Genomic DNA, 22,989 nt, shown 5'->3' with positions numbered 1-22,989 from the left:
AAATAAAGCACGCAAACTTTACTCTAGCATGGCTTCATGAACAAACTGGATAAAGCTATGGGCTTGTGGTGACAGCGGCTTATTTTTACGGGTTAAAATATAATAAGCCCGTTGATGGCGCACTTTTAGCTCTGGAAACGGCATAACCAAACGACCATCGGCCAGCTCTTCTTGGATCTGCTGATAGGCACACACAGCCACACCTAAACCACTCATGGCGAGCGACATCACCACTTGGCTTTCACTAGCGTAATGACACTTTTGTAGCTCTAACTTTGCCACTGGATAATAATTTAACCAATAGCGCCAGTCGAAGTTGTCTCGGTCATGAATAATACTGGCATCGGCTAAGTCTGCAGGCTTAGTGAGCGGTTTACGCTTTAGGTACTCTGGTGAACACACTGGTACGTAATCTAGGCTACACAAAAACTGCGAGTCAAATCCTTCCCATTCACCATCGCCCCACTTAATGGCCAGCTCGGTTTGCGGTAAAAAGTCAAAGTGATTAGTGGTCAGCATCTGGCCAACCAATAACTTAGGGTACTTGGCTAAAAACTTAGGCAGTAATTTACTGATCACCTGACGGCTAAACACAGGCTCCATTTCAATATGCAAGGTGTAGTGCTCTGCATCATTGTGGAAACCGTCAACCACGCCCATCAGTTCTTGGATCGGCTGATTGATCTGCAACAATAGTCGCTTACCATCTTCAGTTAATTGAATTTGCCTGCCGCCACGGTAAAACAGCTTAGTGCGTAGCACAGCTTCAAGCTTAGCCACTTGCTGGCTAATGGCTGATTGAGTCAAACACAGCTCTCGGCTTGCCTCGGTAAAGCTTTGCTTGTCTGCCACCGCTTTGAATGCCATAAACCAAGATAACTGCGGTAAGCGGGCACCTGTTGAACTAACTTGAGTTGTATTCATAACATCCTGCGATGGTAAGCCCTTAAACCTATATTAAGGATAAGGGCGATGCTTAACTAGCTACTAGTGCGTAGCGGCTAGAGGTTGAAAAAGCTTAACAGCCTGGCTTAAAACGTAATACCGTTTCTAAGCGCTGATCTTTTTGGTACAAGCTACAATAGCTATAACCAACCTCTTCAATATTGGTCTGTTGCCCTTGAGCAACACAACCAACTTTAGCGACGATGCGCTCAGCCACACTTTCTACACCTTCTTCGGCGCGCATGATACCAGAAGCGTCAATATCTATATCTTCATTTAGTAAATATTGGTTACCGCTCACACGGATCACTGGCACGATTGGGTTATTGAAGCCTGCGCCACCGGTTGTCCATAAAATCAGATGCGCGCCCAAAGCAGCAAAGTGCATACCTGCGCTACCACATAGGTGAGTCGCTTCCGACAGATAGAAACCCGCCGTGGTTGGTTTTTCGTGGACGAGGTGATTTATCTGCAGCACACCTTGGATTGGACGAGTCCCGGTTTTGCTCAATGCACCAAACGACTTCTCTTCTAATGTGGTTAAACCGCCAACACTGTTACCAATACTCATGGTTTCCACTTCAGCGCCATCGACATGCCAGCGGGCTTCTTCTTCATGAATTAAGCGTTCTAGTTTATCGGCCACCTCAGGTGTTACCGCACGCTGACGTAAAATCGCTTCGCAGCCCACCAGCTCAATCAACTCACCGGCAATGGCGGTAGCGCCTAAATCCACTAGCGTATCGACCGCGCGGCCAACACTTGGGTTAGAGGCGATACCAGAGCTAGTATCTGAGCCGCCACATTTAACCCCAACCACTAGCTTAGAGATTGGCGTTTCCACACGTGGTGCGGCATTGGCAGCTTGCTGCAGTTCTTGCGCTATTGCTTTACCTTGGTTAATGGTCGCTCGCGTGCCTTGCTGCTTCATACACACTAATGAAAATGCTGGGCGACCTGTTGCACGGATAGATGCTGCAACGATTTCTGGATCGATACTGCCACAGCCCATAGCGAGCACCAACACACCCGCCACATTAGGGTTGTTACCCGTGTGGATCATGGTGTTGATCATCTCTTCGTTGCCGCCATACATACAAGTGTTGTAATTGGTGACCACAATGCCGTTATCGATACTGTCGGCAATGGCGCGAGCAATGCCGTCACAACATTCATCCACAGCCATAATCAATACGTGATTACGGATACCTACGCTGCCGTCGGCGCGACCAAATCCCATAAAAGTGTTCATCATGCTTGCTCAATGCCCATCTGTTTAATAATTTCTTCAATAATGTTGTCGGGAATATCGAGTCGTTGACTACGCACATTTTGCACATGAGCCAATTCACCGCGCGGAATTGCCTTAATGGCGATGCCAACGGGGTAAGCCGCTTTAGTAATAAGCTGCTGCTCGGCGATATCTGTTAACGCCACTTTATTACCAAAAGTAATAGCTTGCAGGCAGGTCACCATATCAATGACTTGGTTATTGCTTGAGATAATTTCTATCTCATCGCCTTTAACGGCATCGACAAGTAGGGTTGCTACGTTGTCGTTAGGGTCGAGCTGAATAGCTTTTTTCATACTTAATTAGAGCGGGATTGTCAGACAATCCTACAATTTAATTGTTTTTTGCTATTTTTCAATCCATAAATTGCCATCTTGCGCGCTCAAATAGAGGCGGTTTATATGAAATGTGATGCAACATCCACTTTGAGCGCTATCTCTTTTGCTAATAACAAAAGTTAATGACTGCGCTCATGCGTCGATATTAGCCCTCTGCTTTCGGCCGCTTTCAGAGTTTCTGCCACTAAATAGGCAAAGCTAGCCACACAAGTAACTAGCAAACAAAACAAGTCAGTAACAGCACTAACACGAACCTTAACTTGGCCTATAAAAAAGCCACATTTTGGATATTGATTCAGCAATCACAGTGGCAAAAGCCACCATGTGACCTGGCTCTTACTATTACATTTGGTAATAGCTAAATAAGCTTTTATTGTTGTCACTGCGCGCCAACCTCGCTCAAAATCCGCCCGAATTAAATTCCCTGTGTGGTTTACCCAATAATACGTGAGCCGCACTTCTACCTTTGTAAGGATGTAGTCGTGACAGATATAACAGCGGCACCGGCAGCAGAACCAACTGCGCCCCAGCAATCCCCAGCTCAAAACAATAAAGGGCAAAATGAAAAAGTTCAAAACGACAAACTGCTGATCTCGGTCAGTTTGGCCGTTGTATTTGCTGTTGTATTGATGTTGGTGTTTAACCCTGATCAAGTACAAGCTGCAGGCAAAACAGCCTTTGCTGCACTAACCAATACCTTTGGTTCATTCATCCAGCTATTTGCTTTTGCTTCTGTATGTACCATGTTGTACATAGCTGCAAGCCGTTACGGCACTATCAAACTTGGTGCTGGCGCACCTGAATACAGCAACATGAGCTGGTTGTTCATGTTTATCTGTGCTGGTCTAGGTTCAGCGACCATGTACTGGGCGTTTATGGAATGGGCTTACTACTACAATGGTATTGGTCTAAACATCGAAGCACAAAGTAACGAAGCGCTACGCACTAGCTTGTCGTACGTGATGTTCCACTGGGGCATTACACCTTGGGCTATCTATGGTTTGGCGTCTATCGCAATGGCGTACCACTTCCATGTTAACCGTGCTAAAGGTCTTAACCTATCCTCGTTAATGGTGTCTATCCTTGGCATGAAAGAAGGCAGCGCTGCTAGCCGTGTTTTAGGTCGCACGTTAGATCTTATCTTCTTATTCGCAACGTTTGGCGGTCTTATCTTAACCACAACTGTTACCGTCAACACGGTATCGACTGGTTTTGCTGAGCTGTTTGGCATGGAAAATACCTTCGCGATGAAGACCATCCTGCTAGCACTGATCACCCTAACCTTTACCCTAAGCTCTTACATTGGTATTGCTGAAGGTCTACAAAAGATTGCTCACGCTGCTTGCGGTATGTGTTTTGTGTTTGCAGTGGTTGTACTGGTACTAGGCGATACAGGCTTTATCGTTGACTTCTTCGTTAACTCTCTAGGTCTAACCTTGAGTAACTTCGTTGAAATGAGCCTATTCACCGACGCGACTAATGGCGGCACCTTCAACAAAGACTGGACTGTGTTTTACTGGTTGTACTGGTTCACTTACACACCAGCAGTAGCGATTTTTGTTACTCGTATCTCTAAGGGTCGTACGATTCGCCAAGTGGTATTAGGTCTGATTGCCGGTGGTTGTGCAGGTTGTTGGTTCTTCTTCGGTGCCCTAACAGGTTACTCAGTTGACGCTATGGTTGATGGTGTAGTGAACGCTCCAGCATTGTTAAACACTGCAACTGGTGACATAGCTGTCGCTCAGCTAATTGCTAACCTGCCATTTGGTACCATCTTGTCAGTATTTTACTTCGTACTGATGATGTTGTTCCTTGCTTCTCACTTAGATGCAACTGCGTTCACCGTAGCGGCAGTAAGTACTAAGAACCTAAAGCAAGGTCAAGATCCAAGCCGTGAACTACGTGTGTTCTGGTGTGTAATGCTAAGCCTACTTCCGCTAGCTATGCTATATATCAATGCGTCTTTAGACACCTTGAAAACAGCGGTAACTCTAACTGCAGCACCATTTGTTATCGTACTAATGCTATGTATGTTCGGCTTAAAGAAATTCCTGTCAAACCACAAGTTTGACGACGTGTCTGAGAAATAAATCATGTTGAAAATTACCGATATTGAAGTGATCCACCTACGCGTTCCAGCAATGGATGCCGATTGTGAGTGGGGCGAAGATGCCGTCATCGTTAAGGTGCACACTGATAAAGGTATTGTGGGTGTTGGCGAAGCCGACTCTAGCCCGCTAGCGGTTCAAGCTTGTATCGAAGCGCCACAAACTAACTTTTACTGCAATGGCCTAAAGCGTCTGTTGATTGGTGAAAACGCGCTGGAAATTGAGCGCCTGTGGAACAAGATGTACTGGGGTTCTAACTACATGGGTCGTCGCGGTGCTGGCATTCACGCCATTAGCGCCATCGACATCGCTCTGTGGGATATCGCAGGTCAGTTCTACGGCGTGCCTGTACACACGTTACTAGGCGGTAAGTACCGTGAAAAGATCCGTTGTTACGGTACCTTCATTCCGGCAGATAAGCCTGAAGATAACGTGGCGATTGTACAAGGCTTAAAAGACCAAGGTTTTACTAGCATTAAGTTTGGCGGCGGCGTGATGGGCGATGATCCTGATACTGACTACGCCATTGTTAAAGCGGTACGTGAAGCGGCAGGTCCAGAGATGGAAGTGCAGATCGACCTAGCCTCTAAATGGCACACTTGCGGTCATTCAGCCATGATGGCAAAACGTCTAGAAGCGTTTAACCTCAACTGGATTGAAGAGCCGGTATTGGCAGACAGCTTGATCAGCTATGAAAAGCTATCACGCCAAGTATCGCAAAAGATCGCTGGCGGTGAATCTTTAACAACTCGTTACGAGTTCCAAGAGTTCATCACTAAGTCGAATGCCGATATTGTGCAGCCAGACATCACCCGTTGTGGTGGTATTTCTGAAATGAAGAAGATCTACGATATCGCGCAAATGAACGGGACTCAGCTGATCCCACACGGTTTCAGCACAGGTATTTTGTTGCATGCGTCAGTGCACTTCTTAGCAGCTTGTGAACACGGCACGCTAATGGAGTTCTCACAAAGCAGCAGCCCACTGTTCACTAGCTTAGTGAAAAACCAACTGCAGTTCGACAACGGCTATGTAGCTGTATGTGACAAACCTGGTTTAGGCATCGAGCTAGACGAAGACTTGATTGCAAAGTACCGTGTAAACTAGCACCGTGTAAATTAGTATCGCGTTAACTAGCATAGAGTGAATCAGTCCGCTTCAACTAAAAGCGACTGATTTACCCGCTAAACAACAATGCCAGTAAGCTAAGCTTACTGGCTTTTTTTATGTCTGCTTTTCAAGCTTGTCGCCGGTTTATAGCAATGTATAAATCCAGTACGCCTCCCCCTAACCCTACTATCTAAATAGTCTGAAAAAATGAACCATGAGTGCTTTTAAATTAACAGCACTCATGGTTCCAAGCACCTTTACTCAAGGTGTATGCAGGTATTGATTGCAAACAAAACAAGTAGACCATACGAACCAAGGTAGACAACTGTCAACTCAAGAGGAAATCCAAGCTCCGCAAACACAAGCTTGATCACAACAAGACCACAAAGCCAACAAGCATCACACCAAAGCCCTAAAAACCGAGTTTATCAGTTAACAAAACAGCAGATCACCGTCACAGCGCAGCATTTTTTTTGAACAACCTCAAAATAACACACCGCAATATACACCTGTTTATTTTGATGTGACATTCATCACCGAAAATGTAGACACCTGTCTCTACAATTATCTCAAACTAGGTACTAAGACATAAAAACCATTTACTTTCGAAATAATAAGTGTGGGATAGATGATGAATATCTTAATTAAAACCGGGGTGTTACTAGGCTTAATGCTAACAACCGCACTGACTGTGCATAGTGTACAAGCTAAGGAGAACACTACTCCTTTAGAGCAGCAACTGGTTAATAAATTCACCGAGGCTAACTACTCTAAAAAAGGTGCTGACACCTGTCTTATGTGTCACAAGAAGTCTCAATCCGTTATGGCAATTTTCAATACGCCACACGGTGATACCAATAAAGGCCCTATGGCTGGTCTTCAGTGTGAAGCCTGCCATGGCCCACAAGGTAAGCACAAAGGCAAAAACGAGCCCATGCTCACTTTTGGTGATGAGTTATCCGTTGAAGGTCGCAATAGCGTTTGTGAATCATGCCATAGCCAAGAGCACACACCATTCCATGACCAAGCCTGCACTGATTGCCACAACATTCATCAGGCACAGTTAGCAGTTGAGCAACCTCAGGCTCAGTGTGCAAATTGCCATATGCAGCAAGAGTCTGCTCAGTTTAAGCGCTCAACTCACTTAGACAACCTCGTTTGCAGCGATTGCCACAATCCACATGAAGAAGCGCCTCTAGCAGTAAATGACACCTGTTATAGCTGCCATGCAGAAAAACGAGGCCCCGCCCTGTGGGAACACTCTCCCGTTGTTGAGGATTGCACCCTCTGCCATAACCCACACGGCTCAGTTAACGACAACTTACTTAACAGCCGTGCACCGCAGCTATGCCAGAGCTGTCATAACCAAGCTGGTCACCCAGGTGACGTACACAGCAGCTTAGATGGTTTCACTCAGGGTCAATCCTGCATGAATTGCCACAGCAAAATTCATGGTTCAAACCACCCTTCTGGCCACTTGTTTGAGAAATAGGAACTGATGATGAAAGCTAAACTTACGTTAGTGGCGCTCGCTGTTCTCTCAGCCAACGCCAGTGCAGCTAACTTTGCTGTACCGCAAGATATTGAAACAGACTACGCCTGCAAGCGTTGTGTTGCACCAGAGCAACACAACACGGTTGGCGTGATGACTGAGCAAAGCACTCACTTAGATAATCAATATGGTGTCAGTGCCGATATCCAAAGCCAGCACTACAGCGTCGATGCTAACAATGCGGGGGCTGACAACGGCCGTCTAAAAGCAGCGGCTTACTACGGCAACTTTGCCTTGGAGCTGGCCTATGTTGACCGTTGGAACTTAGATGACAACGATATTGGTGCTGAACGCAAACAGTTAATCGCTGGCGCCCAATACCAAAACCAGTTGCTCACCGCCTTTGTAAAAGCGAGCAGCGAGGACAAACAGGGCCAGCGCATTAGCTCTGTGGTTGATCCTAAGCCAACCAATTACTTAGAGACCATCGACCATACGACTCAAGTGATGAATGCGGGTGTGCAGCTGCACGGTGATTTCTGGAATCTAGGCGTTGCCGCCTTTAACTCAGACTTTACCGATAATGCTGGTATCGATGCCGATAACCGTGCACAACAAGCTAGCGTAAAAGGCAGCCTTAACTTCGGCACTACCCGCCTCAGCATGAGCGCAGCCTCTGGCAAGATGATTCAGGACGAGGCGATTGAGCAAGAAAACTCATTAGTACCTATCTTAAACTTCGACGGTGAAGTGGAAACCCTCGACTATAACGCTCGCATCAGCTCTCGCTTTGCAGGCATTAAGCTAGCAGGTTTCTACAGCTACAGTGACCGCGATAATGTCAGCGGCTCTTATGAATTTTTTGAAGCGATTAACACCCCAATCGATACCAGCAAGACTCGTTACGGCGTCGATGCTAGCTACCGTTTAGGCAATGCTAAGTTTAGCGCCGGTTTCGAGCAAAATGACCGTACTCGCTCAGACAGTGACCGTGAAGAGACCCAAGAGAGTGAACTATTTGCTCGTATCGACTACCGCTTAGGCGCGCTTAACTCTCACGTTAAGCTCAGCAGCGGCGAACGCAATGGCTCAGATTACCGCATTGGCGAGGATATTTTTGAAAAATACTACTTAGCCGATCGCGACCGCCTCAGCACTGAGTTTGGCGTCGGCTATAGCCACAACAACTATGGCGCCAACCTCAAAGTGACCTTAGCCAGTGACGAATACAGTAACAGTTCGGCACTAAAAGAGTCTGACGAAGTCTCGCTCAATATCGATGGCTTCTATCGATTCACAGAGCAGTTAGTGTTGAATGCTTACGCAGGTATTCAAACTATCGATAGCCTAGAACTGCATAACACCGAGATTGCAGATGAATTTAGCTACTTTGGTTTTGGCCTAGAGCAATACCAAATTAACGACGATATCTCAATCGGCAGCTCTTACACCTTCTCGTTTTCTGGCAGTGATACTTCGGTCGATAGCACCGAAATGGGTGATTACTACCAGTACCAACACCTTGCTGAAGTCCATATGGATTACCGCATCAATGCGCGTTTCTCGACTCGCTTGGCTTACACCTACGAACGCCACTACGACACGAATTACGCCAACCAACCGATTGAAGCCATCAACTCTATTGCTGACCTCAATCAAAATTACACCGACCACAAGATCGGTGCATTTTTCACAATAAAGCTTTGAGGTAATCATTATGGAACGTCGTACGTTTCTTAAATTCACCGCAGCTGCAACTGCGGTAGCCACTGTTACCGGCTGTGACAGCAGCAGTGCTAGCGATCCTCTGCTGCCCCCTAATGATCCCGTGCTGCCTCCCGCTGGAGAAGGTACAACATGGGGAACATGCGCCAGCAACTGCTGGCAAGCATGTCCTTTAAAGGTGCACAGTAAAGATGGCGTGATCACACGCATCGAAACCGAAGGCAAAAGAACTGATGATTGGAACAGCTTCGATCATGAGATCCGTCCTTGTCCGCGCGGACGCTCTATGCGTCAGAAAGTCTACAACCATGATCGCCTCAAGTATCCAATGAAACGTGTAGGACGCCGTGGCTCTGATGAGTTCGTTCGCATCAGCTGGGAAGAGGCCGTAACCAGTGTTGCCGAGGCGCTACAAAAGACTTACGCACAATATGGTAAAAATGCCATCTTCATGCCGCTTGGTGGTGGCTCTCACGACCTAAACACAGGCGTAACCCAATCGAGTGTACGTCTGCTGAATATAGCGGGTGGATGCCTGTTCTTCCATAACGATTACTCGGCATCACAGTATCGTGAAGGGTCTGCAGGCATGTATGGCTACCTTGCCTCTAACGCTGGCGATACCGTTGGCTTTTGGAATACTGGCTCTAGCTTGCGCAGCCTAGAAAGCAGCGATCTGATGGTCTGTTTTGGCTATAACCCTATGGAGGCTCGCCTTGGCGGCGCAGGCTCTGGTTATGAGTATCTAAATGTTAAGCAGAAAAACAACTTCAAGACCTACTATATCGATCCAAGATTCACCGATACAGCAGTAACAGCGACTGACGAGTGGGTACCTATCCGCCCCGGTACTGATGCAGCATTGTGTGAGGCAATCGCAAACGTACTAATAGAAGATGGATACGCTGATATCCCCTTCCTTGAGACGTACACCTATGGCCACGATAAGTACGTGGAATACATCACTGGTATCACCGATGGCATTGCTAAAACGCCCGAACGCGCCGAAGCCATCTGTGGTATTCCGGCAGAGAAGATCCGTGAAATAGCACAGGCGATTGGTACGGCTGCAGCACCATTTGTCACCCAAGGTTTTGGTCCTCAACGCCAGGGTAACGGCGAGAATAATGCGCGCGCAGTGATGATGTTGCCACTGCTGGTCGGTAAGATCTCCGGCGCTGGCATGAACCACGGCGGTACGCCAGGCAATGGTGGCTTGTCTCATTACGCCATGATGCCAGCAGATACGCTGAAAGATCTGATGAACATGAAAATCATGGACGTGACGATTCCTGCAGCATCGCACCTCGATGCCATCGAGTTTGGTACTCAGATGAAGCCAAGCACCCATGACGTTCGCTACTCAGATCCTGAACTTATGGCAGCCGATAAGCCACTAGATACTAACGTGCGCTTCTTGTGGTTAGCATCTTCTAATATGCTGGCAAACCAGAACGGCGATATTAACCGAGCCGACCGTCTACTTAACGACGAAAGCTTAGTCGATTACGTGGTTGTGGTTGAACAGCATATGACTGCATCGGCTAAGTACGCCGATATCATCCTGCCAGAAGTCAGCTGGCTTGAGATGTACGATGTCATCCAAAGCTACAACAAGATGGATTGTGGCTCTTTAATGTATGCATACGGCATCACACCTTCAATCGAGCCGATGTTTGAATGCAAACCGGCCTACGATATCTGTCATATGATCGCCGATAAACTCGGTATAGGCAGTAAGTTCACCAATGGCGGCATGACCTATTTAGATCAAGTACGCAAAGTTTACTCGGAATTTAAGAAGAGTAACCCTTGGATCCAAGGCGACACCTTTGAGGAGTTTGTCAGTTTCGGCCCACAGCGCCAACAAGCGCCTGAACACCCAAACGTGGGGAAAATTCGTGACTTCATCAGCGACCCGGCGACCAACCCACTAGGTACACCCAGCGGCAAGGTCGAGATCTACTCGCAATATTTTGAGAGTAAACAATCCCAAGCCGAAGGCAGCGACGAGATCAATCCACTCCCCGTGTACTTTGCCTGTGATGAGTCATACGAAGATGCAACCGCTTCTGAGTATCCACTGCAGTGCATTAACTATCACGGTAAACACAGTGCCCACAGTATTCATGCCAGTACCCCATGGCTCAATGAGGTTCTAGAGCATCACCTATGGCTAAACCCCGTAGACGCAGGCTCCATTGGCGTTCTCAACGGTCAAAAGGTCATCGTTGAGAGCCGCAGAGGCAAGCTTGAAATCACCGTCCGCGTGACCCCTCGCATTGTGCCTGGCGTAGTGGCAATGCCTCAGGGGCAGTGGCGCCGAATGAAGGGTGATATCGATGTGGGTGGCTGTGCAAATACCTTAACCGATAGTAAGCCAAGCCCGGTTGCTAAATCATTCCGTTCTAATACTAACCGAGTCAAAGTCTACTCGGCATAGGAGCAAAATATGCAATTAGGATTCTATGTTGATACAGCAATCTGCTCAGGCTGCAAGGCCTGTATGGTTTCCTGTAAAGATAAGAATGACCTGAATGTAGGACGTAACTTTCGCCGCGTATATGAGTATGCAGGCGGAAGCTGCACCGACAATGGTAATGGCGTGTTCTCCCAATCCGTCTTTGCCTACTACACGTCAATATCGTGTAACCACTGTGATACTCCGGCTTGTACTAAAGCTTGCCCGACGGGTGCCATGCATAAGCGCATCGAAGACGGCTTGGTGTTAGTGCATGACGACATCTGTATCGGCTGCTCATCTTGCGCTCAGGCCTGCCCTTATGATGCACCGCAGCTTGATACAGAGCGAGGCAAGATGACCAAATGTGACGGCTGTATCGACCGTCTCAACGCTGGTAAGCGACCCATGTGTGTCGATAGCTGCATCCATCGTGCACTGGACTTTGGTCCCATCGATGATTTGCGCGCCAAATACGGTGAAACGGCCGAAATAGCCCCGCTACCGGCAGCAAGCATTACCAAACCAAACCTAATTATTAGAGTTCATCCAGACGGCCAACCTGTAGGTTCAGGTGCCGGTTCTGTAGTAAATCCAAACGAGGTATAACATGAATACTAAACTTTCTCTTGTCGCTATCCTGCTTGCAGGTGCTATGGTTACTGGCTGTTCTGATGACGACTCAGAAACAATATATGTCTGCGAAAACGGCTCTGAGGTCTCAAGCCCTGATGAATGCCCAGTAACAGAGCCGGGCGATCCGACAGATCCAACCGACCCAGCTGATCCACCAGCAGTAGATGGCCCATTTGTACATGCAGGTCGCACTATTGTAGACGGTGCATTCTACAGCGCCACCAGCCCGACTAACGAGTACGACCCTCTGCGTGACTGGGAAAATACTATGCCTGCGGGATACAAAGAGATGCGTAACGCTTCTTACCCATGGGGCACGACTGTCTATGACAGCGCTGAAAATGGTGAAGAGTTATGGATGGGCACCATCTCTAACGGTTGGTGTGTGTGGCCATACCAAAATATCGCAATGCCAATTGAGCTGACCACTTTTGAAAGTGAGACGACTGGTTGCTCAGTACCGGGTACGACTGGCACACCATCACAGATCTTCATCTACAACTTCCGCACTGGCGAAAAAGAGGTAATTCATGAGAGCATGCTGACATCTGGCGGCCCTCAGTTCACCGAAGCATTCAAGCCAATCAATAATACCTATGGTTTCCGTGCCGCAGGTACTGTTGGCGACCTAGTATTTGTTGCCGGACATTGGAAGACGACTAGCGATCAGGGGCGTCTACGTCTATTCGTATTCAATGCTAAGGAGCGCTCATTCATCGGCTACCGTGATATTGTCGGTGACACTACGCGTCGCTTCCGCACCTTAGAGCATCCTGACGGCACGACTGGCTTTTACACTCTTGTTGGTGCTGAGACGGGGATGACTCAAGCGGGTGACGGTCCAACTCAACTACTTCGCTGGGTAGGTACACAAGATGATCCGTTTGCCGGTGGTAATATCGAAGGTACAGACCCACTCACTACCACAGGCTGGAGTAAGGTCTCGACTCAACTTGATAATGAAGAGACAGCCGATGGCGTCCAGTACGGTATGGTTGGTGACTGGCGTCAATTCACCCACAGCGATGGTACTGAGCGTCTGATCATGTCGGCTTCTGCGCATCCTTTTGTCTACAAAGAGGGTGTACGTAACGATAAGTACAAAGAGTCTGTCATTCTAATCTCTGATCCTATCCCTACAGCAGGTTACACGGTAGAGAACCAATTAACATTCCGCGAAGTCTTCGGTATGGATCAATACGACCCAGATACTAAAGGTCGCTGGGGTGCCAAATGGGGAACCAGTGCGATAAACGATGGCTACATGTACTTCGGTACTTACCATCAAGGCACTGATGCGGCTTATAAGCACTTTGCTAAGGCCGATCCGGAGCTATTTACCGAGTTAACAGGTCTTGATCCACATGATTACTCAGTCATTGATGCCAATAAAGAGATCAATCACAAAGAGTTTATGATCAACGAATGGCGCGCGACTTCGATCTTCCGTATTAATCTTAACAATATCGATGCGGTAAGCGATGGTGACACCTCTAAGGTAGAGCTGCTATACGGTTACGAGACCATGCAGGTTAACGATGGTAACGGCTGGAAAGCGACACCAAACTTGCTCGGTAAGAAGCCTACCCATGGCGAGGCTGGCATGGGCAACCCGGGGAACGTTTACTCTTGGACCTCGATAGCCAAAGACGGCAAGTTATTCTGGGGCTTCTTCGATGCATTCTCAGGTCTTCATGATCTACTGTTCAATGCCTATGCAGGTGAGTACATGTTATTCGACGGTATCGTATTCCAGAACCGTGAGTGGAAGAACCAAATGGCTAACAACCCAGCCATGTGGATGTACGATTACACAAAAAATGAGATGGAAGCGAACGGTCTAGCCGATGAGTTTATTCCAGGTGGCGATCTAGCAATCATCGAAGCTGACGGTAAAGCACGTAAGCTAACCACTAACGGTTTCGGTAACCAGTGCTCTAACGGTGTCCGTAACGTCGTCGATATCGACGATAAGCTGTACTTTGGTACATCAACTTGGTGTAACGTGGGCCCTACTTCTGGTCTTGAGTTCTACCAATACGAGCCTAGCTTAGATAAGTAGATATCTCTTCAAGGCGGCCACTTGGCCGCCTTTTATCCTGGAGTAAATATGAATAACGCATTAGCTGAAATAACCCCAATCTTAGCGGCCAACATGTATCATGATCCTAGCGATAAGATGCTGGAGATGTATCAAGAACATGACTTCAACCTGTGCTATCCATTACTGACTGAAAGTAAAACCCGTAGCGAAGGTGTTGCACTTATAAGCAACTACATGAAGCAATATAGCAGTGAGCAGTTACCTGAACTACGACTCGATTTTAATCAGCTTTTTATCGGCCCTGGGAAAATGAAGGTGCCATTATGGGGCTCATACTACTTGAGTGAAGATAACCTGCTGTGTGGGCCGAGTACGCAAAAACTACAACAACTTATCGATAGCTTAGGCATAAAAATCAATACCGTAGACGGTGATAACCAACCTATCGACCACTTATCACTGGTTCTACAACTAGTGGAATATACCATTAAACAAAACAAGACTTTTGAGTTGCAAGCCGTCGTTGCTGAGCACTTAGCACCATGGGCATATCGAGTGGCAGAGCTAACGATTGAGCACGCTAAAACTAACTTCTACTTAGGGTGGGGATTATTACTTAAAGATTACCTAGATGTATTAGTTGAGTCTAATGGCGTCATAGTGCAAGAGCGTACGCTATGGGGGTAATCGGTTCCTTAAAGCTACAATATAAAATTGCCAAGGTTGCCAGTTGGATTGAGACCTACATAAACGCTTCTCTTGATATACACCCAAGAGTATTTGCTCAAGTATCTAGCGAAACCGTAAGCAATTACATCGCCTCATCTGCTCGAGACTATATCGATGAGGCCTATCGTGCGGATGTCGAAATCGAGCCTTTTATCCATGTCTGCATGGGCAGCGCGATGTGCACCTTAAACAGTGAAAGAAACGATGTACAAAACATTGTGGTTTATGTTGTTAAGCAAGCTAGTGCAAGGTGCCCTTTGCTGCAGCCACTGATTGAATCAATCCCGCAAAGTAAAAGTACCAGCATGATATGACAACATAGCGCCTAACCAGGACGGCTCTGTGTAATGAAGCAAAACAGGCCGCCCACTCAGGGCAAGGCCTACTACCTAACAGGCAATCATGCCCTCTTTCTTATGTCGACCAATGCCAATTAAGACTTTCTCATAATCAACATTTGCGTGTTCCTCACACCAATTCAATGCCTCTGTCGATTTCAACAAATTCTCAAATACTTTTCTTAAAGGATAATGAATATGCTTACCAACGGTCATCACACTTTGAGGGATGACAATGCATCCCCTTTGATAAGGGAAGGTCAATGCCATCACCTCCTCTAACTGCTCTTGCGCAACGCCCATTTGCCCCAGTTTAAAGGGAGCTAGCCAGAACTCGAGGGTGATTTTCCTTATTTCGGAGACGATCTGCTCTAGCCGAGCCTGCTGTTTATCGCTCGCATACATAAAAATCCCGGGATTGGCACTTAACAATAAGGTGCCGGAACGATTTAACGTTTCCATTGAGCTTGCAACAGGAGCCAGCAAACTGAGTAAAATTTTCTCTCGGTTATTGAGCGTAGAATCAAGCTGAATATCCAATAACATTTGCTTAGTAATACCGGCATCATGAACAAACAGACTCACCAATACATCTTCTTTGCCTGAGAAATACTTATACAGCGTGGCTCGAGATACTTCCGCTCGTTTAGTGATATCGGTGAACTTAAACGATACCATGCCGTGCTCAAGAATCAGCTCTCTTGCAATATCGAGCAGTTTTGCCTCTCTAGCCTGTCTTATCATCAACTGTATTGCCCTTAGTTTTCAATCTTACTAATCTATCAAAACATACTCTGTCTAACTGTTTAGTGGATGTAAATAGTGACCAGGATCTTCTATATCAACAAATACCCGCTCAATAGTTACCCAAGATACGGAAGCGAAAGCTACGGCAGAGTGACTTATCAAACTAAAAACAACAGGCATATAACTTCGGACCAGTGTTCTCAACTTGCGATAACCCCTCTATGTTGAAAGTGGCTCGATTACAGATAACACAAAACCGCCTATTGAGGCGGTTTGCTATTGATAAATTAACCGATCAGCATGCGACTTGCAGCTTATTGGTGTCATTCAAGCCTGTATATATTTTACCTACTACAAACTCTGCAATGAGAATAGTAAACACAACGGCAAAGAAAGCGACGACACCATTGAACGGCCCGCTAAATGAGACCTTTTCGCCAAACATCACATTTATCGCTTCAAGGATCATAAACTTGCTACCCACCAAGATTATGTAGGTGCTAATGCCTCGATATACTTTTGCAGCCCTGCCGGGTTTAGCCTTAAAAAAGGCGGCTACTTTATGCTCGGTTTTAATCGACAGCTTAAGTAGCGTCAGCAAAAGCAGTGCTGCAACTAGTGAAATGCTAAAGGACTCGATAGAAACCCAGTGCCAATACTCATTAAAGAAATTGAGTACAGTTAAATAAACCAATACGGCTAGGCTATAACCTACAAATCGTTGCTGAGTCATACTTCCTCCACTCTCTTTGCTCTTTGAATTCATTACGTTAAACCGGCTGAGGCAGTAACGCTTTTTCGATGTTAAACGCTTCAATGATCTTGTTTGCTGAAATATCGATATCCTCTATCGATGTATGATAATTCAGCACTGAAAACAGCATGGTCTTAAGGCCTTTGTAGCCTGATGTTGAAGGATAAAGGTATCCCTCTTGCTGCAGCCTATGTACCACGCGCGCGGTAAGCTCGTTGCGATATTCCACATCACCTGAACCAAATTGCGCTGAGAATCGATTCGACACCACATCATTAAGAATGGTAATGCCGTCCACTTCCCGCAAAATATCAGCCATGCGTTTGGCTAATGCGCAGCAGTTATCTAAATGGTCAACAATGCCTTGCTTGCCAAGCGACTTAAACGCGGCGTAGACAGGCAGACCACGGGCACGCCTCGATGCGGCAATGCCGAAGTTAATTGCATTACGATCCGGCTTCTCCATGGCATCATTTAGGTAATCGCCCATATTGCCGCCGCCCATTGCGGAGGTGATTTTGGCTGGGTCTTTCACTATCACCATGCCGCAGTCATAAGGCATGTTGAACCACTTATGGCCATCGGTATCGATGGAGTCGGCTCGCTCAATACCTTTCAACAGATGCTTTTGCTTATCACTCGCTGCCGCCCACAAGCCGATTGCGCCATCCACATGTAGCCAAGCGTTACCATGCGCTGCCACCGCATCAGCTATCTCGTCGAATGGGTCGAATGCCCCCGAGTCGATACAACCCGCTTGAGCACAAACCAATGTTGGCCCGCTTATATCGGCTAACACCCGCGCAAGCTCCTCTGGAATAAGACGAAGATTATCGTCCGTCGGCACTTTTACTATGGTTTCAATTCCCAGACCTATCATCGAAAGCGCGCGTTTGATGGTTGAGTGAATTTGGTCACTCACGACCACATTCACCTGCGGCGCACCATATAGACCTTTAGTCGCCACATCCCAGCCAGCATTTTCTAGCAGCGAATTACGCGCGGTGATTAGCGAGGTATAAATCGCTTCTTGAGCGCCTGAGGTAAAGCCAACCGCAGAACCCTTGGTTAAGCCCAGCAGTTCAACCATCCATTCGGCTGCTGTTTCTTCCGCTACCGCCATTGCAGGGCTAGACACGTAGTACGGCACATTTTGATCCCATGCGCTAACTAGCCAGTCTGCTGCTAATGCCGCAGGGAAAGTACCGCCGATGGCATAACCGAAGAATCGTGGCCCACCCGACGCGACCAAACCCGCATCGAGCGCATATGCCATTTCATCGATCACCTGCTCTGGCGCTGTGGCTTGCTGTGGCATTTCACCAGCAATCAATTGTCGCAACTGTTGCGATGTGATCTCTTGGGCAACAGGGCGTTCATCTAGCGACTCAAGATACGAGACTGCGTGATCTAAAGAACGCTCTAGTGAACCGCGGTAATCTTTAAAATGATGTGACATATTTAATACTCTTCAAGTAGGAATGTCCGTCTAATATACCAGCGATATTTTTCAAAAATGGCCATTTGGTGACAGGAAAAACAAAAGCCCAGCGCTTACGACAAGCTGCCATATCGCAGATAGCAAAACGGCGCCTAGTTATATCAACTAAGCGCCGTTATTAGGCCGTTATGCTGCAATTGCAGTCGCGATTACAGGGTGTTTTTGTAGATGATGCCGTCTTTCATAATCACCTTTTGCTTGTTGGTATCGGCAACGCAGGCGACACCTTCAAGCGGGTTGCCCTCGATGATCAGTAGGTCAGCATAGGCGCCTTCAATAACTCGACCTAACACTCCTTGTTGGTACGGATGCTGATAGGTCGACATCTCGAATAAGCGTCCACAGTTTGAGGTCACCATACGCAAAGCCGTTATCGTGTCAAAGGTCTGCTCAATCGCACCTAGTTCATTAAGCTGAGTGGCGTGTACGCTGGCTTCGCCGACGCAGTCGGTACCAAATGCGATATTGTCGATCTGATATTTCTTAATCAGTTCGGCAGATTTGAGCATCGCCTTACCTACGCGCTCAGTTTTACGATAGGTCTCTTCGTTAGGTAGCGGGATCTTACGCTCTGCAATCAGTGATGAGGTAAAGTAGGATGGTATCACCCAAATACCTTTATCTTTAATGGTTTGGGCAATGTCGTCATCCATAATGGTGGCATGTTCAAACGACATCACTCCCGCCTCTGCGGCTCGGCGCATTGCATCTGCGGTATGGATATGCGCCGCAACATAAGTGCCATAATCCGTTGCCGCCTCGACGGCCGCTTTCATCTCATCAAGCGTAAATTGCAGCGTATCGAGTGGGTCAAAGGTGGATGATGCTCCGCCGCCGGCCATGATCTTAATTTGCGATGCGCCCATAAACAGCTGCTCACGCACAGCTTTTAATACTTCTGATCTGCCGTCTGCGACCTTCATTGCGCCAAGCTTCATCATAGGCGAGTCTTCATGCTGACCGATCCGCTCCTGCGCTTGATTTTGACGATAGTCCGAGTGACCACTGGTTTGAGAAACCGCTGCCATCGATGGCAGAATGCGTGGCCCCTTGGCGTAACCTTTGTCGATGCTGTTTTTAAGGCCGAGGGTGTTACCGGCGACATCGCGAATGGTAGTAAAGCCGCGCATCAACATCTCTTCAGAAATACGCGCAGAACGAATCGCCACCTCTTCACGGGTCATGGTGTCGATGACATTGAAAGGAGCCGACAAGGTAATATGTACGTGTGCATCCATTAAACCTGGCATCACGGTGCCGCCTTTAGCGTCAATCACCTCATCGGCAATCGACAAATCAATGTCATCTTGGCGACTAATTTTACTGATCAAGTTATCTTCAATCAGCACTGCAACATTCTCTAAGAGTTGGTTGTCTGTGCCGTTAAAAACATTAGCGTTGATAATGAGTTTTTTCATCGTTGATTCCTCGGTAGCATTGCTTCACTAAAATGGTTTCATCTAACTGATGAACAAATCTTAACAACAGCGCCCTCAAATAAATGGCCATTTAGTGACACACCAAAAACCAACCTACTTGAGGAAATATTGTCCAAAAAAAAGCAAGAACCTGTTACAGCCCTTGCTTGTGATAATGCTAAAACGACTTAATGATGTGTCTATTTGGCTTCTCGCCCTTCAATAAAATAAGCCATAAAAACCAAATAAATGGTGACAAGAAGCAGTTGAAAGATGCGCACAAAAAACTTGTCATCGAGAGCCCCTGTACTCATCGATGTTCCCATCAACACTGAAAAGCCAGTAAATGCCGTTGCAAAAATAGGGGCTTTCTGAGGGTTAAGGTAGATCACCCTGCCAAATAGCGTCACCACCAATAACATCACCAGGAGGTAGATATAGATATTCGGCGAAAATGACATAACCAAAAAAGCGACAAAGGCCACTGCGCCCCCCAGCAGGTTACTCAAAATATAGAAAATGGATGTCTTACCCGCTTTTTCGCTCGTCGTCATAAACGAAAGCAACAAGATGAAAGCAACCGAGAGTAAGACTTGTGACAACTGGAAGTAAAAATAAACGCAAACCAAGGGAAATGAAATCATCAAGGCTCTAACCGCTGCCGCCCACCTGACGTGCTTAGGGAGCGGTGAAGGGGGGAAGCCTTTAAACTCATCGTCAGCCTCTTCCGGAAAATAGACATGCGAGATCGCATACAGAGAAACCGCCACAATACCTGAAAAAGCAAACCCCATACCGACATCCACAGCCGCTTGCTGATCGATGATGGTCACTGAGGGTAAAAGGATCAGTTCAATAATTAAAAACGTCGCAAACATGACCCACTTAGGATCGGTGAAAAGGTAATATCCCCACAACAAAAGACCCGCAAAAAGCGTTAAAAAGGCAAATTTATATTCAGGCAAACCGGTCGACAATAAAAAGCCGATCCCCGCCGTCGACACCAAAGCAAAACCAAGCTGCTTAACATGCAAGATATGGAACTGAGGCTTATCAACGATGAATTTAGCGGTTAATAAGGGGGCGCAAAATGCCAAAGGCCAATTAAACAGCACCGCGAGAAAAGTTGCGCTACCCACTGCCGATATATAGCGAAGGATCCGCCTCTCTTGCGCCTTATCTATATCAGCTATGCTATTTAAGTTATCGAACATATGAGAAGCCACTCACTAAGCGGATCCAGAACTCACCTAGCAAGTTAAATAGGGGATTGTCTCCCGTATAAACAATCACATCAGCCTGTCCACCAATGCGCATCGCCTGCATTGCCTCTTCATTTTCAATACGAATAGACACAGGCATACGCTGTGAATCACGCAGCCAGCCAGTTTGATTCTTAACGGTAGCCAAGGAGCCCGGTTGATTATTCGCTCTCCATGACACCCCTAAGTCAATGGAGCTAACCGTCCCCTCATAAACTTTGCCGGGGTTATAGTCTAGCGTCAGCTCGACTTTGTCGCCGGGGCGGATCTTCCCAAGACTGTTCTCGCGAAAATAAGCTTCTAGCCATAACCCATCCTTGGCAACAAAGGTCATCAATGGGGCACCAGCTGAAGCATAAGCGCCTTCTGACAAAGTAAAATTTGTGACCGCACCACGAGAAGGGGCTCTAATACTGGTTCGCTCTAGATCTAGCTGCGCCTGCTGAAGCGCTAATAATGCCACTTGAATTTGCGCGTTATCATTACCTGTCGCGCCAAGCTGGGTTTGCACTCTTTCAAGGTTAGCTTTCGCATTCAATACCTCAGCATCGGCTTTATCTAGAATCGCGTGGGTTTTGTCAGCATCGGACTGTGAAACCACGCCTTTTTCCACCATCGCAAAAATTCGCTGACCTTGACGCCTTGCATTTTCTTGCGATATCAATGAGTTGGTTAGCTGAGCTTGTGCAGACAGTACATCCGCCATCTGTGCGCCAACCTTCTGCCCCGCTAATTTAAGTTCGGTCTCAGCCTTTTTTACCGCGATTTGGTAGTCGGTAGGCGTGATCTGAACCAACACATCCCCTTTCTCGACAACACGATTTGCTTGCACTTTTATATCGGAAACCGTACCCGATACCTGAGGATTCAAAGAGACGATACTGCCTTCAACACGAACATTGTCAGTGGTAGGAATAATTCGATCGCTAATAATCGATATCGCCAACGAGACTATAGTCAATGCTAAGATTGAGTTGGTTATATTCCTTATTTTTTTGCCTTTCTTTTTAGCCAACTCCTTTGCTTCCTCCGCTGCGCCCTCTGCCATATCGTTTCCCCCAAAGCCCTGTACTAAACATTCCGTAGGCCACCTCTTGTTAAACAGAACAACACGAATTGATGGTTAATACCTACATTTATGACTTTAAAAATACCCGATAGGTAGGCCTATTAATTGCCTTTAGGTGACAACGAGAAACTTACTCATCATGTGAATAGAAACGCATATACAGAGATCGAAACAAAGAATAGAGCCCCTATATAATAGAGTTGGAATAAATTTGAATGACCCATGCTTAGCTATACTCCGTAACTAATCACTCATATACTCAATACGAGATCTGTTTACGGTAAAGCGCTATGTGTGGTCGACTCAATATTATTGATGACATGTTTGTACAAGCACTGATGGAAGACTTGCGGGTTAGCAATCAGCAAGAGATGTTGTTTGGACGCTTTAAAATGCCAACTAATGACATCAGCATCGTGCGTGAGATTGATGGTGAGCGCCGCTTGCAAACCGCCACTTGGTGGTTACTGCTTGAAACTTGCTATGAAGGCTTTAAACCCAGCCGTTACACCTCATTTAACACTCGATTCGACAAGCTAAACACTCCCAATAGCGCAGGTTTTCAGCCATTTAGAGAGAGTCGCTGCTTAGTGATTGCCAGCGGTTTTGGTGAAACTGAGAAGAAAGGTAAAGATAGCTATTATCACGACTTTATCGCCGAGAACTCGGCGATAGCTTTTGGCGGGTTATTTCGAGACTGGCAACATCCGAAAACCGGCGAAGTGACCACATCCTGCTCCATCATCACTAATCCACCTCACCCCGATCTTATGCCGTTTCACAGCAAAGCCAGCCCGATGATCTTGCCGCAAAATGATGAAGTGCTCGATGCTTGGCTAAACCCAGCTAACCAACAAGTTGAGATGTTTGATGACTTACTCAAGCCTGCTCTTAGGCATGATTTTCTAGTGCAGCAAATAAATAAACCGAGTCAGCATCAACCCATTGGTCAGACTACTCGGCTTATTCCTAACGATTATCTGGTATAGGCGTTAACTGAACGCCTAGTTAAGATAAGTGA

At 46.9% G+C, this 22,989-nt stretch carries 19 protein-coding genes; 10 read left to right on the top strand and 9 right to left on the bottom strand.

What is annotated here, in order from left to right; all coding sequences use genetic code 11:
• Positions 1-18: 18 nt before the first annotated feature.
• The 3 genes from L1D44_RS06935 to L1D44_RS06925 all read right to left on the bottom strand — a co-directional run bounded on the left by L1D44_RS06935 (position 19) and on the right by L1D44_RS06925 (position 2,532).
• Positions 19-924: a LysR substrate-binding domain-containing protein gene (locus L1D44_RS06935; protein ID WP_239889468.1), complete on the bottom strand. Its 906-nt coding sequence runs from the start codon at positions 922-924 to the stop codon at positions 19-21.
• 94 nt (positions 925-1,018) lie between these two features.
• Positions 1,019-2,200, bottom strand: coding sequence for a UxaA family hydrolase (locus L1D44_RS06930; protein WP_239889467.1), 1,182 nt, complete (start codon positions 2,198-2,200; stop codon positions 1,019-1,021).
• The gene (locus L1D44_RS06925) at positions 2,197-2,532 is read right to left on the bottom strand and encodes an SAF domain-containing protein (protein ID WP_239889466.1); all 336 of its coding nucleotides are present in this window, start codon (positions 2,530-2,532) and stop codon (positions 2,197-2,199) included. The genes L1D44_RS06930 and L1D44_RS06925 overlap by 4 nt, the downstream gene beginning before the upstream one ends.
• Before the next feature lie 524 nt (positions 2,533-3,056).
• On the opposite strand from L1D44_RS06925, the gene L1D44_RS06920 reads away from it, so the two are divergent.
• The 9 genes from L1D44_RS06920 (at position 3,057) to L1D44_RS06880 (ending at position 15,193) form a co-directional block, all read left to right on the top strand.
• Complete coding sequence (locus tag L1D44_RS06920; RefSeq protein ID WP_239889465.1) at positions 3,057-4,664, top strand: BCCT family transporter; 1,608 nt, start codon at positions 3,057-3,059, stop codon at positions 4,662-4,664.
• A gap of 3 nt (positions 4,665-4,667) precedes the next feature.
• Positions 4,668-5,789: a mandelate racemase/muconate lactonizing enzyme family protein gene (locus L1D44_RS06915; RefSeq protein WP_239889464.1), complete on the top strand. Its 1,122-nt coding sequence runs from the start codon at positions 4,668-4,670 to the stop codon at positions 5,787-5,789.
• 631 nt (positions 5,790-6,420) lie between these two features.
• Positions 6,421-7,284 carry a DmsE family decaheme c-type cytochrome gene (locus L1D44_RS06910; RefSeq protein ID WP_239889463.1) on the top strand — a complete coding sequence of 288 codons (864 nt, stop codon included), beginning with the start codon at positions 6,421-6,423 and terminating at the stop codon, positions 7,282-7,284.
• A 6-nt stretch (positions 7,285-7,290) separates the two neighbouring features.
• Entirely contained in the window at positions 7,291-8,991 is a 1,701-nt protein-coding gene (locus L1D44_RS06905) for an MtrB/PioB family outer membrane beta-barrel protein (RefSeq protein WP_239889462.1), read from the top strand.
• Positions 8,992-9,001: 10 nt separating this feature from the next.
• On the top strand, positions 9,002-11,452 hold the full coding sequence (locus tag L1D44_RS06900; RefSeq protein ID WP_239889461.1) for a molybdopterin-dependent oxidoreductase: 2,451 nt from the start codon (positions 9,002-9,004) through the stop codon (positions 11,450-11,452).
• Positions 11,453-11,461: 9 nt separating this feature from the next.
• The gene (locus tag L1D44_RS06895) at positions 11,462-12,079 is read left to right on the top strand and encodes a DMSO/selenate family reductase complex B subunit (RefSeq protein ID WP_239889460.1); all 618 of its coding nucleotides are present in this window, start codon (positions 11,462-11,464) and stop codon (positions 12,077-12,079) included.
• 1 nt (position 12,080) lies between these two features.
• On the top strand, positions 12,081-14,168 hold the full coding sequence (locus L1D44_RS06890) for a hypothetical protein (protein WP_239889459.1): 2,088 nt from the start codon (positions 12,081-12,083) through the stop codon (positions 14,166-14,168).
• Between the two features lie 48 nt (positions 14,169-14,216).
• Positions 14,217-14,837 carry a molecular chaperone TorD family protein gene (locus tag L1D44_RS06885; RefSeq protein WP_239889458.1) on the top strand — a complete coding sequence of 207 codons (621 nt, stop codon included), beginning with the start codon at positions 14,217-14,219 and terminating at the stop codon, positions 14,835-14,837.
• Positions 14,828-15,193: a hypothetical protein gene (locus L1D44_RS06880; RefSeq protein WP_239889457.1), complete on the top strand. Its 366-nt coding sequence runs from the start codon at positions 14,828-14,830 to the stop codon at positions 15,191-15,193. Before L1D44_RS06885 ends, L1D44_RS06880 begins: the two co-directional genes overlap by 10 nt.
• Positions 15,194-15,268: 75 nt before the next feature.
• Here L1D44_RS06880 and L1D44_RS06875 read toward each other — a convergent pair whose 3' ends face one another.
• From L1D44_RS06875 to L1D44_RS06850, 6 genes are all read right to left on the bottom strand, one after another.
• Positions 15,269-15,961 carry a TetR/AcrR family transcriptional regulator gene (locus L1D44_RS06875; protein WP_239889507.1) on the bottom strand — a complete coding sequence of 231 codons (693 nt, stop codon included), beginning with the start codon at positions 15,959-15,961 and terminating at the stop codon, positions 15,269-15,271.
• 298 nt (positions 15,962-16,259) lie between these two features.
• Positions 16,260-16,697 carry a hypothetical protein gene (locus tag L1D44_RS06870; protein WP_239889456.1) on the bottom strand — a complete coding sequence of 146 codons (438 nt, stop codon included), beginning with the start codon at positions 16,695-16,697 and terminating at the stop codon, positions 16,260-16,262.
• Positions 16,698-16,734: 37 nt separating this feature from the next.
• On the bottom strand, positions 16,735-18,177 hold the full coding sequence (locus L1D44_RS06865; protein WP_239889455.1) for a pyridoxal-dependent decarboxylase: 1,443 nt from the start codon (positions 18,175-18,177) through the stop codon (positions 16,735-16,737).
• A 191-nt stretch (positions 18,178-18,368) separates the two neighbouring features.
• Positions 18,369-19,637 (bottom strand): amidohydrolase family protein, encoded by a 1,269-nt coding sequence (locus L1D44_RS06860; protein ID WP_239889454.1) that lies wholly within the window; start codon positions 19,635-19,637, stop codon positions 18,369-18,371.
• A 200-nt stretch (positions 19,638-19,837) separates the two neighbouring features.
• Positions 19,838-20,851 carry a DUF2955 domain-containing protein gene (locus L1D44_RS06855; protein ID WP_239889453.1) on the bottom strand — a complete coding sequence of 338 codons (1,014 nt, stop codon included), beginning with the start codon at positions 20,849-20,851 and terminating at the stop codon, positions 19,838-19,840.
• Positions 20,841-21,947, bottom strand: a complete 1,107-nt coding sequence (locus L1D44_RS06850) for an HlyD family secretion protein (protein ID WP_239889452.1) — start codon at positions 21,945-21,947, stop codon at positions 20,841-20,843. The genes L1D44_RS06855 and L1D44_RS06850 overlap by 11 nt, the downstream gene beginning before the upstream one ends.
• A 311-nt stretch (positions 21,948-22,258) precedes the next feature.
• On the opposite strand from L1D44_RS06850, the gene L1D44_RS06845 reads away from it, so the two are divergent.
• Positions 22,259-22,957 carry an SOS response-associated peptidase family protein gene (locus tag L1D44_RS06845; protein ID WP_239889451.1) on the top strand — a complete coding sequence of 233 codons (699 nt, stop codon included), beginning with the start codon at positions 22,259-22,261 and terminating at the stop codon, positions 22,955-22,957.
• Positions 22,958-22,989 lie beyond the last annotated feature (32 nt).

The organism is Shewanella sp. Isolate13, assembly GCF_022398325.1.
Taxonomy (GTDB): Bacteria; Pseudomonadota; Gammaproteobacteria; order Enterobacterales; family Shewanellaceae; genus Shewanella.
This window is presented reverse-complemented; position numbering and strand designations above follow the sequence as displayed.